This window comes from Paenibacillus sp. J22P277, assembly GCF_059383675.1.
The window spans coordinates 182,200-195,511 of the sequence record NZ_JBXENS010000003.1 but is presented as its reverse complement, the minus strand read 5'-3'; the positions used below and the strand labels follow the sequence as shown (position 1 = coordinate 195,511).

The following is a 13,312-nucleotide window of genomic DNA, read 5'->3' as shown; positions in this document are numbered from 1 at the left end:
GCATCATGACGAATAAGACGACGAAACGGCTCTCCGGCATCGCGGCGTCTCCGGGCATCGCCATCGCAAAAGCGTTTCGGCTGCGGCAGGATCATTACGTTCCCGCGGCCGGCCATATTGCGGATCCGGTCGCCGAGGCGGAACGGTTCCGGCAGGCGTCGGCCGTCGCCAAGGCGGAGCTCGAGGCGATTCGGGCGATGACGGAGAGGAAGATAGGCGCGGCGAAGGCCGAAATCTTCGAAGCGCATCTGCTGCTGCTCGAAGATCCCGATCTGATCGATGCCATTCTCGAGAAAATCGAGCAGGAGACCATGAACGCGGAATACGCGCTGCACGAGACGGCCCAGGGCTTCATCGACTTGCTGCTCTCGATGGACAACGAGCTGCTGCGCGCGCGGGCGGCCGACGTCCGCGACGTCTCCGGCCGCTTGATGAGCCGGCTGCGCGGCGTTTCCTACGAGTCGGTATCCGCCATCAACGAACCCTGCGTGCTGGTCGCCGAGGATTTGACGCCTTCGGATACCGCGCAGCTGAACCCGGATTACGTGCTCGGCTTCGTGACCGAGATCGGCAGCCGCACTTCCCACTCGGCGATCATGGCCCGCTCGCTCGAGATACCGGCTATCGTCGGCGCCGGGACCGCGGCGGCCGACATCGAGACGGGGACGATGATCGTCATGGACGCCGAGAACGGCAGCGTGATCGTTGAGCCGTCCGAGGAGGAACTGGCCGCGTATCAAGCGCGCAAGGTCGAACACGACCGACGCAAGGAAGAGCTGCGCAGGCTGATGGACCAGCCAAGCGTCTCGCAAGACGGGCATCGCGTCGAGTTGGCCGCGAACATCGGCAGCGTGGAAGACCTGCAGAAGGTGCTGGCGAACGGCGCGGAAGGCATCGGTCTGTTCCGCACGGAATTCCTGTATATGGGACGCGCCGCGCTGCCGAGCGAGGAAGAGCAGTTCCAAGTGTATAAGCATGTGCTCGAACGGATGGAAGGCAAGCCGGTCGTGATCCGGACGCTCGACATCGGCGGGGACAAAGAGCTGCCGTACATGAAGCTGCCGGCCGAGAGCAACCCGTTCCTCGGGCTGCGCGCGATTCGCCTTTGCCTGGACCGGCAGGAGCTGTTCCGGACGCAGCTCAGAGCGCTGCTGCGGGCAAGCGTGCACGGCCGGCTCAAGATCATGTTCCCGATGATCGCGGTAACCGCGGAGCTGCGCGAAGCGAAGCGGCTGCTGCGGGAGGAGAAGGAAAGTTTGCTTCGCGAAGGCGTCCCGGTATCGGAATCGATCGAGGTCGGCATCATGGTCGAAGTGCCGGCCGCCGCGCTCGCCGCGGACATACTCGCGAAGGAAGCCGATTTCTTCAGCATCGGCACCAATGACCTGATCCAATATACGATGGCGGCCGACCGCATGAACGAGAACGTGGCCTACCTGTACCAGCCTTGCCATCCGTCCATCCTGCGCCTGATCCGCATGGTGATCCAAGCCGCGGCCAGGGAAGGCAAATGGGTCGGCATGTGCGGCGAGATGGCGGGCGATCAGACGGCGATTCCCATCTTGCTCGGCATGGGGCTGCATGAATTCAGCATGAGCGCCAGCTCGATCCTTCCCGCGCGGGCGTTGATCAAGCGATTGTCGCAGCGGGAATGGGCCGCGCATACGGAGCAGATCCTGTCCATGGACAGCCAAGAGAGCATTCACGCATTCGTTAACCAACAGACTAGGAGTGACTTCGCATGATATCCCAAACCTTTACCGTGCTTAATCCCTCGGGCTTTCACGCGCGCCCGACCAAAGTATTCGTTCAAGCCGCCGGCGGCTTTCCGTGCAAGATCAGCGTCCTGAAGGGCGGCAAGAAGGTCAACGGCAAAAGCTCCCTCAGCATGCTGACGCTCGGCATCCGGCAGAACGATGAAGTGACGCTCGAAGCGGACGGCGAGCAGGAAGAGCAGGCCGTTCAAACGCTCGGCGAGCTGTTGACGAAGATTTTCGAAGAGTAGCGCAGCGCGTTGACCCCGCGACGGCACGCAAAAACCTCCGGTTCCTTGTACGAAGGGGAGCCGGAGGTTTTTGCGTTCGTTCAACGCCGATCAGTCGAACGAACGGCGCTCGGGCCAGGAGCCCTGGAGTTTGCGGATCATGATGATTTGCCCGGTATGGTACGCATCGTGCATGACGAGCGAATGCGCCCAATTGCCGAAGGTCGTGGTCGGAAGCTTGCGTTCGAAGTCTTCTTCCGTCCAGCCGGCGATCAGCGCGCGGATTGCTCCATGAATCTCTTGGAGCCGGTCCAGGGTCTCGTCCCAATCGGCCTGCGATGCGGCGGGGACGGCAAACGTATCGTCGTTGGTCACGCCCTCGGGGTAGGCGCGCTCTTCGCCGGTCAACCGCTTCAACAGCCGCTCCTTGTAAAAGATCAGATGCCGGACCGTCTCCCTGATCGTGTTGACATGCCCGCCTTGCGGGCGAAAGTCCGCCTGCTCGGCCGTCAGCCCGTTCAGCGCGTCCGCGAGCGGCGGATACCAATCTTCCCGGCCGTATGCGTAATCCCAACCTCGCAGCAGCAGTTCGGTTTTACTCATTTCAGTTCCTCCTCGATCGGTCTCGATAATGGTGAAATTCGATACAAATGGATTACATTGGGAATGTATCACATTCGTCTATTCCGTTCAACGGCGCGTCCGGAGCAATGCGAAGCTTTTTAAGGTTTGCGCTTTTTTCCGGTTTGGCCCGAGTTAATATTGGCAAGCCTAACAATAAAAAAAGGAAAATCATTCATGACTCTTTTCATCGGCTCGGTGGCGATCTTCAATGTGCTTGCGTTCAAGGCGAATAAGCGGTTGAGCCGGAACGAGCTCGCTCATATATGGACGTTCACGATGGCATTTCAGCTGCTGTTCGATACCGTTATCGATTTCAGGTACAAAGGCTACTGGTATTTTACCAAAGATATGATCGAGTGGGCGGCGGTGCTATGTAGAAGCATATTGATTCCGCCGGTCAATGTGCTGTTTTTGAATTTTTTTCCGTTTCAAAGCCGGCTCGTCGTCAAGGCCGCTTATATTGCCTGCTGGACGATCGCCATCTTGGGCTACGAGCTGCTTACGATGCTGCCGGAGCCATGGGGCTATTTTCATTACGGCTGGTGGAAGCTGGTTTATTCGGCCGTCCTCGACCCGATCTTGTTCCTGAGCCTGCTGGCGTATTTCTATTGGATTCGCAAAATACAAGCCGAATGAAACGCGCGCATGTTTGCATCCGGTGTGCGTATCGCTTATTATGGATATTATACATCCATAAAGGATTAGTTAAGGAAAGGAGGCAACGCGATGCAGTTTTCCAAAAGCACGGGCAACGCGCTTCACGCCTTGATCCACTTGGCGCATTCCGAGCGGGGGCAGCACGTCGGCATCAAGGAGCTGTCGTCGTCGCTCGGCGTCGCGGACAGCTATTTGTCCAAAATCATGTCCAAGCTGCGGCAGGACGGCATCGTGCGCGCGGTGACGGGAGCGAGCGGCGGCTACGAGCTCGCGCGTCCGGCCGACCGGATCTCGTTTCTCGACGTGATCCAGGTTATCGAAGGCCGCCAGCAATTGTACGAATGCCTCAACGCGAACGCGCATCATCATCCGCTCGCGGAGGCGGCGGAATGGAGCAAGGATGAGGAATCCGGATTTCCGGAAAGCAAAGATTGCCTCGTCAAGAAGGTGATGAACGGCGCCGAGCTGCAGATGCAGTCGTATTTGCGCGCGCACACGATCCAATGGGTGTTAGACCATGCGTCGCCGGGCGGCATTCGCCGCGGAAACGGCGAGTAAGACGGCAATCGCGCAGCATTCGCGGGGAAGGCGAATAGGACAGCAATCGGGCAACAATAGCGGGGAAACAGCGACGAGTAAGACGGCAGCTCGCGCAGCATTCGCGGGTGAAAGGGCGAGTAAGACTATGGTTCGCCTTAGCACCTAGCGCGAGGCGCGACGGTGCGTGACGGCAGTTCAATCTCAAGCTATTTTTGTGCTTTTATTATGGATATTATAGCTCCGGAAGGATGATTAATATGGAACGGTTGATGGATGTAGGCATTATCGGCGGCGGTCCGGCGGGGTTGAATGCGGCGCTCGTGCTGGGCAGGGCCAGGAAAAGCGTCGTCGTGATCGACGAAGGGCGGCCGCGCAACCGCGTGACCCGCGAAACCCACGGGTTTCTGACGAGAGACGGCATAGCGCCCGGCGAATTCCGGCGGATCGCTGTGGAGCAGATCCGCGCGTATCCGTCCGTCGCATTCGTGGCGGACGCGGCAACCGCGGTGACGGGGACCGACGGCGACTTCAGAATCGAGACGGCAGGAGGCACGGGCTATCGCTGCAAGAAGCTGCTCTTCGCCGTCGGCATGCGGGATCTCCCGCTCGACATCGACGGAATGGCGGACGTCTACGGCAGGAGCGCCTTCGTCTGTCCGTATTGCGACGGCTGGGAATTGCGGGACCGCAAGCTGGTCTTGATCGTCAAGGGCGCAAGAGCGCTGCATTCGGCGAAGACGCTGTCGGGATGGACGAACGACATCACGATCCTTACCGACGGACCGGACGAGTGGACTGACGAGCAGCGCGAAGAGCTGAAGCGGCACCGGGTGCCCGTATTCGACTCGCCGATCCGGCGGATCGAGTCCGCGGACGGCCTGGTCGAACGCGTCGTCTTGCAGGACGGCACGGCCGTGCCCTGCGCCGGCATTTTCTTCGCGCCGAAGCTCGCTGCCGGGTCGGAGCTGCCGAGATCGCTCGGCTGCCGCGTGACGGATACGGGCACGGTCGTCGCGGATGCGTTCGGCAAGACGAGCGTCACCGGGGTGTACGCCGCCGGTGACGCGGCGACGGAGCTGTATCAAGCGGTCGTCGCGGCGTCGCTTGGCTCGCTGGCCGGCGTAGGAATCAACACCGAACTGCTGGCGGAGGCGTGGGAAAAAGAGGCGTAATCAAGCAGCGGGTAACGAAGGCCGCCTGTCCGCGGTCAAGAACGATTCCAACGGGCGGTTGCGGAAGCTGAGCGACGATAGGAGGAGAACGGTATGAACATTTTAATTACGGGCGCAAGCGGATTTATCGGCAAGAAATTGGTCCCGCGGCTGTCGGGCGGCCATAAGGTCATCTGTTTGTCGCGTACGGCGATCGAGGGGGATGCGGCGTTCGTGCGGGGCGCCTTCGACCGGCCCGAGGATCTGCGCGGATTGGACGAATACGAGATCGACCTCTGCATCCATTTGGCCGCGGTGACCGGAGGCTGCAGCGAAGAGGAGGGGCTCGCCGTCAACGTACTGGGCACGCGAAGGCTGTACCGGTATTTGCTCGACCGCGGCTGCCGGAGGTTCGTGACGGCAAGCTCCATCGCGGCCGTCGGCAGTCTGGACGACGCGTTCGTTCCGCGCTCGCTTCCGATTCCGGACGACCATCCCTGCCTGGCGACGGACGCCTACGGGCTGAGCAAAGCGATGGTCGAAGAACTGACCCGCTATTTCCAGCGCAAGGAACCGGAGGCGGAGTTCGTCAACCTGCGCTTCGGCGCGGTCGCTTCCGACGGATGGACGCCAACCCCCGTCGACTTGACCGCGCCGATGTCCGTCCCGTTCGTCGTCCTTGCGCATGTGCACGCGGGCGATGTCGTGGAAGGCATCGTCCGGGTCGTTGAATCCCCTGCCCGCGCCGGCGCGAGGAACTATAATTTGGTCGGCCCGGACATCACCGGCGATATTCCGGCGCGCGAAGTACTGGAAGCCCTGCTCGGAAGAACGACCGGCTTCGACTATTACGACGAGCCGGGCAACGCCTGTAAGCCGCTCTACGCGATGGACCGGTTCAAGTCGGATTACGATTTCGCGCCGGCGCTGCCGACGGGTTTCCGCGCGGCCGACCGGTAGACCGGGCGAACGCGGAGAAAAGGCGAGCATCCCTTGATGCCCGCCTTTTTGGCGTTGCGCGGAATTGGCCGCGTACGAAGGCATACATAATTGACTGCTTTTGGGGAATATTAGTGCTGTTCTTTTCTCCCGTGCCTGAATTTGCCTTTCCTTATTTTGACGTGCTCTAATTTACCGTTCTCCGATTTGCCGTACGCTAATTACCGTTTCAATGCGAAGGTGGCCCGCGCATGGATTGGACGAAGCTCGCCCATAAAAAACTGCATAAGCCTGCGGCGCTCCGACATGGAGAAGCAGAGCGCGAAGACGCTCCGCTAGCAGAAGAGCTGGATGCCAACCGGCGAGCCTTCGAGCAGGCGTTCCGGGACTGCTCGGATCTCGTATTCCGGGAGCTGGCGATCGAAAATCATACCAAGCTCTTGCTTATCTATATCGACGGCATGATCGACGTCGAGCTCATCACGGTCAACGTGCTGTCGCCCTTGATCTATAAGGGACTGCCTCAGGGGCTTGGCGCCATCGACAACATCGCCCAAATGTGCGAACAGCAGCTGTTCTCCGTGCTGCAGATGAGGAAATCGTCGAATCTCGGCGAGATCGTGACCGGAATCTTGAAAGGAAACCTCGCCATCCTCGCCGACGGCGAAGCAACCGCCTGCATGGCCGGCGTGAAGCAGATCGCGAGCCGCGGCATCGAGGAGTCGACCTCCGAGCCCGCGCTTCGCGGACCGAAGGAGAGCTTTACCGAAAATCTACGCACGAATACCGTCCTGCTGCGCGCCAAATTCGCGACGACCCGATTGAAGATCGAAGAAATGACGGTAGGCAGCCTCACCCAAACCGACGTCGCGATCGCCTATCTCGACGGCATCGTGGACCCCGATCTGCTCGAGGAGGTCCGCTCCCGCGTCGCGCGCATTCAGGTGGAAGGAATATTGGACTCCGGGTATATCGAGGAAGCCATCGAGGATACGCATTACTCGCCGTTCCCGCAAATGATGAGCAGCGAGCGTCCGGATGTCGTCGCGGCCGGGCTGATGGAAGGGAAGGTCGCCATCATCGCCGACGGCACGCCGTTCGCGCTGGTCGTGCCGATGACGTTCTGGAGCGGACTGCAGGCGCCGGACGACTACTACGAGCGTTTTCTGTACGTCGCCTTGAACCGGAGCATCCGTTATTTCTTCGCGGCGTTCTCGGTGCTCCTGCCGTCCTTCTATATTGCGCTGACCAACTTTCATCAAGAGCTGATTCCCGGCAAGCTGATGATCACGATCGCGGCGCTCCGGGAGAGGGCGCCTTTCCCGACCGTGATCGAAGTGTTGTTGATGGAGATCATGTTCGAAGGGCTGCGGGAAGCCGGGCTGCGCTTGCCCAAGCCGATCGGACCGCTCGTGAGCGTCGTCGGCGCGCTGGTCATCGGAGAGGCCGCCGTCAGCGCGGGCATCGTATCGTCGCCCATCGTCATCGTCGTGTCCGCGGCCGGCATCGCCTCGTTCATTATCCCGCGCTACCGATTCGGCATTCCGCTGCGGATGCTCCGGTTCCCGCTGCTCGTGCTGTCCGGCATGTTCGGCTTGTTCGGGCTGACGACGGGCGTCGTGGCCATCCTGATCCATCTCGTTCAGCTGCGTCCTTTCGGCATGCCGTACTTGTCTCCCCTCGCGCCGGCAGCCGGCCAATGGTTGAAGGATTGGTGGATTCGCTGGCCGCAGCGCTTGACGAAACGCAGCGAACCGGAACCAGGGAAAAGAGGCGGAGAAGCATGAGCGCGCACAGAATCGGCCTGCTGCTGCTCGCGCTCTTGTGCGTATCGCTGACCGCCGGCTGCGGGAACCGAAGGGAACCCGACCAGCTCGCCTTCAACATGGGAGACGGGCTGGATTTGACGAAGGACGGCAAACTCGAGGTCAGCTTCCAAATCGCGCTGCCTTCCGGCATCGGAGGGGGAGACAGCACCTGGGGAGGCGGAGGAGCCGTACATGAGACCTACGAACTGACGAGCGCGAACGGGATCAACATCTACGACGCGATACAAAATGCGCAGAAGGAGCTGTCGCGCGAATTGTTTCCCGGTCACCGCGAGGTCATCCTGATCGGGCAGCATCTGGCGGAGCACGGAATCGCGCATCTCCTCGACGAGTTCGTCCGGAATCCGCGGTCGGAACTGCGTTCCAAGCTGCTCGTCGTGAAGGATGCCAAAGCCAAGGACGTTTTGGGGCAAAAGGCGATCTTCGAACCGTTCATGTCGATGGGGCTTAGAAGGCAGGAGGATATTTTCCGGCTGCGTCACGTCTACTTCCATGATTTCCTGTCGGATACGCTGACGGAAGGCTTGGATCCGTACGTGCCGGCCATCGGCCTGACGGCCGCTTCCAAGCCGTATTATTATGGTTCCGCCGTGTTCAACAAAGCGATGGGCTTGAAGACGGTGGGCTTCCTCGACGGCAACGAGACCGTCTACGCGAATTGGATCACGGGCAAACAAGCCGGGTATGAATGCTCGCTGCCGATCGGGGGAGGCAAGGGCGACAACATCAGCGTGACGTTCAATTCGCTGCGCAAAAGCATCCGTACGCGGAAGGCTCAGAATCGCATCGTCGTCGACCTTCATCTGTCCGGCACCGGCGCGATCGTGGAGAACAATTCGACGCTGAATCCGACCCGGGCCTCGGACCGGCGCACCATCGAACAAGCCATCAACGGCAAAACGAAGCGGGAGATCGAGGCCCTGATCGCCAAGGTCCAGCGCGATTACCGCGCCGACATCTTCGGATTCGGCGAAGCCTTTCACCGCCAGCATCCCTTGCAATGGAAGACGGTGAGCGGGAAATGGAACGACCGCTTCGCCGAGCTTCGGGTCGCGGTGCAAGTCGATTTGACCTGCGAACGGAATTCGGGACTCGTCACGTCTCCGATCGACGTGAATTGATTCGAGAGCCGGGATGAGAGAGGAGGGGCGAGCGTGCGAATCAAGGGACTCATGAAGATTACGGGATCGCAGTTCATTTGGACGCTGCTGATCATCGACGGCTGCAATTTCATTCCGTTCATCAAGACCGCGATCGTCGAGGCGAAGCAGGACGCGTGGATCTCGATCCTTATCGCCGGCTTGTCGGTCATCCTCCTGACGCTGCTTCTCGTTCGATTAAGCCTGATGCATCCGGGGAAAACCTTGTTCGGCTTCAGCCGGGCCGTCTTGGGGCCTTGGTTCGGCCGTATCGTCGTCCTGCCGTATTTTGCGGCCTGGATCTCGATTTCCGTGATGATCTTGCGCTATAGCGGAGATTTCATACAGAGCGTGCTGCTCGACAAAGCGCCCGTGTGGGTGGTCATGCTGATCCTGTCGATGCTGATGGTCTACTCCGCGCATGGCGGGATCGGCGGGATCGGACGGTATAACGAAGTCGTCGGACCGGTGTTCTTCATCACGACCGTCGTAAGCTTCTCCTTGAACGGCCGCAATCTGCGATGGGAACGGATATTGCCCGTCTATTACGATAACGGCTGGCTGCAGATCGCGAAGGGGGCGGTGCCCTTGACGACGCTGCTTGGCGGCGAATCCCTGCTGCTGCTGGTGCTTATCGCCTTCATGGCGAATCCCCGCAAAGCGCCGCTGTTGTCGTCCATCGCGCTTGGCGGGACGACCTTGACGTTCGTCGCGCTTACCGTGCTCTCCTTATCGGTGTTCGGGCCGGCGCTTGCGGTGAGGCTGCAGGATCCGTTCTTCTCGTTCATGCGTACCGTCGACATCATGGAATTCATCCAGCAGATCGATATCTTCATGTTTTCGCTCTGGATCTTCGGCATCACGACGATCTTGTCCGCGCATCTGTTCGTCGTCAGCTACGAGCTTTCGCAGTGGCTCAAGCTGAACGATTGGTACGCCTTGATCTGGATCGTCGGTCCCGTGATCTTCGTCGCGGCGCAGCTCAGTCCGGGAGCGACCATGTACGGGCCGTTTTTCAATTGGTGGAGTTATTACGCCTTCCCGGTGTGCGGCATCGGCATTCCGCTGCTGCTGTGGATCGCCACGCTCGTCGACAGGGGACATCGGCGGCAAGCCGTCCGCTGAGCGCAGCGAAACAAGCCATGCATGCTGCGGCTGCAGTCATGCATGGCTTGTTCGGGTATGCTTAGGAGATAAGACTCATGCCGCGGATTGTTCGCTTGCGGTATCGTGTTGGATTGTATCCCGATAGAAGGCCGTTCGGATCGCAATGGCGACGAAGGCGAGCACGAGGAAGAGGATGCCGCTCCAGATGACATGCCGCGTGCCTAAGCCGCTGATGAACCAGCCGCCGACCATCGTGCCGATCGTGACGCCCAGATTCGCGAAGGCGACGAACAAGCCGTTGGCGAAGTCCGGCGCTTCCGAGGCCGCCGACGTGATCCAGTATTGCGAGATGTTAAGTCCGAGCGTGAACAGCGCGCCCCAGACCAGGATGACGACGGCCATCGGAACCGTCAGCGTCCCGAAGAGATAGACGAGCAGGTAAACGACCGCCAGGCTGAACGGGTAGACGAGCGCGGTTCTGGCCGCATTGCCGCTCAGCCATCTGCCGGCGATCAGGTTGCCCAGGATACCCGTTGCTCCGAACAGCACGAGCATGACGCTGATCTCGTTGCCGGACATATGCGTGACTTTATCCAGGTATTCGGCGAAGAAGCTGTACACGGCATACATCCCGGAAAGCACGAAGGCGGCGGCCGCCAGGCTGAACCAGACGACCGGCTTCTTCATGACGCCGAGCTGCTTGCCGTAGGACATCCGCTCCTTGACCGGCATGGACGGAACGAAGATCAGAATGCCCAGCAGCGCGATCGCATTGACGATGGCGAAGAACAGGAGGGCCGCCTGCAGCGAGACGAGGTCCGCGATGAACGACGTGATCGGGATGCCGAACACCATGCCGGCGGTTAAGCCCATGAACACTTTGGACACCGCCTTGGCCCGGTGCTCTTTGCCGACGGAGTTGGCCGCCGCCACGAATGCGACCGAGAAAAAGACCGGATGAAGAAAAGCGGGAATAATCCGCGTAATCAAGAGCACCGTAAAGTTAGGCGAGAATACCGAGACGAAATTCGTGACGACGAAGATCGCGAGCACCCAAGCCATCGCTTTCTTGCGGTTGATGCCCGAGAAGAAGAGCGGCATGAAGGGACCGGAAACGGCGATGACGAGCGCGAACATGCTTACGAGCAAGCCGGCCGTCGAGACGCTGACGCCGAACTCCTCCGTTACCTGCGGCAAAATGCCGATCACGCCAAGTTCCGTATTGATAATGCCGAAAATGCCGAGCGCAAGGATATAAATAAGCAAGGTTTTCTTAGCCACGAATGAAATTCAGCTCCTAATCGTCAAGTGTGGGTTGGCAAATATGGGAAGGCCTTCGACGACGCCGGGTTTCTCTGAATCGTACGCGGAGGCTAATACCCCCAAAACAGTTGGATCACGCCTATTCATCCTCCTCGTGCATCGTCATCAATTCGATGATTATATAATTATCGATTAGATGCTTGTATAACTATAGAATTTACAGGCCGATTCGTCAAGCGGTTTATTTCGCTTGCATTCGGATGACAGGCTAGCGCCGAGTGGGGGGAGGCAAAAGAAAAGAGGAGCCCGGAGGCTCCTCGATACGCAGGGGAGATTGATCGGTCATGCGTTGCTGCAGCCGGGCGCGAAGACGATCATTCGACACGCGAGAAAATTTCCGAGAGCTTGTCCACGTACGCCTGCAAGACGTCGCGTTGCAGGACGAGACTCATGAATTTGCCTTCGCGGATGCTTAGAATCAAGCCGGCCGTCTCCAGTTCCTTCAAGTGATGGGATACGGTCGCGGCGCTGACGTCATGGGTATCGAGCAGCACGCCGCACGGAAGCGGATCCGAGGTCGCTCCGATTTCCTTGAGCATTTGATATCGCCTCGGTTCGGCCAAGGCGCGGGAAATTCTCGAAAATTCCTGTTCCGATAAGGCAGTCATGCCGGAGTTCTCCTTTCCTCGGGTTTGGGTTCCGTTCGTCATTGCCGACGGCACGAGGTTAGTCTAATCATAGCATATTCGGCCGGGGATTTCCCTGTCGGAATGCCGCCGGACGCGAGCGGGTCCGAGTAAACGCCGAAAGCCGGCCATCAGGGTCGATGGCCGGCTGCCTGGTTATTAACGGGATTAATTAATCAAATTATTAATGAGATTAACTATCCTGTCCCATACCTGGATTCATTATTTCGCCTGCGGGGTGAATTCAGCGTGAATGTCGGTGAAATAGAGAATGCTGAGGCCCTCGTAGCCGGAATCCGTCCCGATAACGAGATAGGCTTCTCCGTTTGCGCCCGTCGTCACGACGGCGCTTAGCTGCATCGGCTTGAGCTGATAGCCTTCCTTGGACCCGTCCGGTTTGCTGGCGTCGCCGACCAGCTTCATGTCCTTGCCGTCCGTGGACTGGTTGCCTTTATCGATGTTCATGTGATAGGACGAATCCATGCCGGAGTCGAGCACTTCGACCGATTTGGGCTCGGTGCTCGTCACGCCTGCTTTGACGTAGACGGATTGGCCGGGGGAACCTCCGACACCGACCGAATCGGACGCTTCGTTCGTCGCCAGCCGGAAATTCAACTTGACGTCGTACGTCGTGCCCGGCTTCAGGCCGTCCTTGGCATCAAGCTTGCGCGCGACGTACATGAAGAGATCGTCGCTGCGGTTCATGCCTTTGACCATGAGGCCGTTCAACTGCTTATCGTCGATGACGGGCAGCGGCGACCATTTGTAGTCCAATTGGTAATCCGTGCCGGCATGATCCACGGGCAGATCGGCGAACCCGCCGGTCCATCCTTGCGCATCCTTGGCGAAATCGTACCGAATCGCGACCGGCTTGTCCGCGTCGGAAGCGGATGCGGTGACGACGGCCGAATTGTTCCGGAAATTCACGACGCCGCCGAGGGCGCCGCCGACCGCTCTGAGCGGAACATAGACTTTGCCGTTCTTATTTTGGATGGCGGCGGGAAGCGCGACGGATTTGCCGCCGGTCTGCAGGCTGCTTCCTTTAACCAGGATTAAGCGATTGCCTTGGGTCAGCGTCAAGCTGCCGTCCTTCCACGCCGCCGAAGCGTTCAAGCCTTCGGCAAGCTCGCGCACGGGCACCATGAACGTTCCGTTCTGCGAATATGGCGCCAGCTGCACTTTGACTTGTTTGCCGCCGACCGTGATCAACGGATTGCCTTGTTGGAAGACGACGCTGCCGCCGTTGGGGGCGCCGGCCGCCGCGTTCGCCTGTACCGCGGACAGCGAGCCCGCCAGCACCGCAGAGAGCATCAGCAGGGATTTTATCGTAGGTTTCATCGGTATGCCTCCTCTAGTTAACTGCATTCCCATAGACGGCGCCAATCCGGAAAAG

Annotated in this window: 13 protein-coding genes; 9 read left to right on the top strand and 4 right to left on the bottom strand. The window is 59.5% G+C overall.

Annotation, left to right across the window (positions count from 1 at the left end; genetic code table 11):
* Positions 1–5 precede the first annotated feature (5 nt).
* Together ptsP and AC50YL_RS09895 are read left to right on the top strand one after the other, a co-directional pair.
* Positions 6–1,745, top strand: a complete 1,740-nt coding sequence (ptsP, locus tag AC50YL_RS09900; protein ID WP_494831512.1) for a phosphoenolpyruvate--protein phosphotransferase — start codon at positions 6–8, stop codon at positions 1,743–1,745.
* Entirely contained in the window at positions 1,742–2,005 is a 264-nt protein-coding gene (locus AC50YL_RS09895) for an HPr family phosphocarrier protein (RefSeq protein ID WP_494831510.1), read from the top strand. Before ptsP ends, AC50YL_RS09895 begins: the two co-directional genes overlap by 4 nt.
* Positions 2,006–2,095: 90 nt before the next feature.
* Here AC50YL_RS09895 and AC50YL_RS09890 read toward each other — a convergent pair whose 3' ends face one another.
* Complete coding sequence (locus tag AC50YL_RS09890) at positions 2,096–2,587, bottom strand: DinB family protein (protein WP_494831508.1); 492 nt, start codon at positions 2,585–2,587, stop codon at positions 2,096–2,098.
* Positions 2,588–2,782: 195 nt separating this feature from the next.
* On the opposite strand from AC50YL_RS09890, the gene AC50YL_RS09885 reads away from it, so the two are divergent.
* The 7 genes from AC50YL_RS09885 to AC50YL_RS09855 all read left to right on the top strand — a co-directional run bounded on the left by AC50YL_RS09885 (position 2,783) and on the right by AC50YL_RS09855 (position 9,988).
* Complete coding sequence (locus AC50YL_RS09885; protein ID WP_494831506.1) at positions 2,783–3,244, top strand: hypothetical protein; 462 nt, start codon at positions 2,783–2,785, stop codon at positions 3,242–3,244.
* A 90-nt stretch (positions 3,245–3,334) separates the two neighbouring features.
* Positions 3,335–3,823: an RrF2 family transcriptional regulator gene (locus AC50YL_RS09880; protein WP_494831504.1), complete on the top strand. Its 489-nt coding sequence runs from the start codon at positions 3,335–3,337 to the stop codon at positions 3,821–3,823.
* A 239-nt stretch (positions 3,824–4,062) separates the two neighbouring features.
* Entirely contained in the window at positions 4,063–4,977 is a 915-nt protein-coding gene (locus AC50YL_RS09875) for an NAD(P)/FAD-dependent oxidoreductase (RefSeq protein ID WP_494831502.1), read from the top strand.
* Between the two features lie 93 nt (positions 4,978–5,070).
* Positions 5,071–5,916: an NAD-dependent epimerase/dehydratase family protein gene (locus tag AC50YL_RS09870; protein WP_494831500.1), complete on the top strand. Its 846-nt coding sequence runs from the start codon at positions 5,071–5,073 to the stop codon at positions 5,914–5,916.
* Positions 5,917–6,146: 230 nt separating this feature from the next.
* Positions 6,147–7,682: a spore germination protein gene (locus tag AC50YL_RS09865; protein ID WP_494831498.1), complete on the top strand. Its 1,536-nt coding sequence runs from the start codon at positions 6,147–6,149 to the stop codon at positions 7,680–7,682.
* Entirely contained in the window at positions 7,679–8,845 is a 1,167-nt protein-coding gene (locus tag AC50YL_RS09860; protein ID WP_494831496.1) for a Ger(x)C family spore germination protein, read from the top strand. The genes AC50YL_RS09865 and AC50YL_RS09860 overlap by 4 nt, the downstream gene beginning before the upstream one ends.
* A gap of 33 nt (positions 8,846–8,878) precedes the next feature.
* Positions 8,879–9,988 (top strand): GerAB/ArcD/ProY family transporter, encoded by a 1,110-nt coding sequence (locus AC50YL_RS09855; protein ID WP_494831494.1) that lies wholly within the window; start codon positions 8,879–8,881, stop codon positions 9,986–9,988.
* Between the two features lie 75 nt (positions 9,989–10,063).
* On the opposite strand, the gene AC50YL_RS09850 is transcribed toward AC50YL_RS09855, so the two are convergent.
* The 3 genes from AC50YL_RS09850 to AC50YL_RS09840 all read right to left on the bottom strand — a co-directional run bounded on the left by AC50YL_RS09850 (position 10,064) and on the right by AC50YL_RS09840 (position 13,257).
* Complete coding sequence (locus AC50YL_RS09850) at positions 10,064–11,251, bottom strand: MFS transporter (RefSeq protein ID WP_494831492.1); 1,188 nt, start codon at positions 11,249–11,251, stop codon at positions 10,064–10,066.
* Positions 11,252–11,607: 356 nt separating this feature from the next.
* Positions 11,608–11,901, bottom strand: a complete 294-nt coding sequence (locus AC50YL_RS09845) for an ArsR/SmtB family transcription factor (RefSeq protein WP_494831490.1) — start codon at positions 11,899–11,901, stop codon at positions 11,608–11,610.
* A gap of 240 nt (positions 11,902–12,141) precedes the next feature.
* Positions 12,142–13,257 (bottom strand): copper amine oxidase N-terminal domain-containing protein, encoded by a 1,116-nt coding sequence (locus AC50YL_RS09840; protein WP_494831488.1) that lies wholly within the window; start codon positions 13,255–13,257, stop codon positions 12,142–12,144.
* Positions 13,258–13,312: the final 55 nt, after the last annotated feature.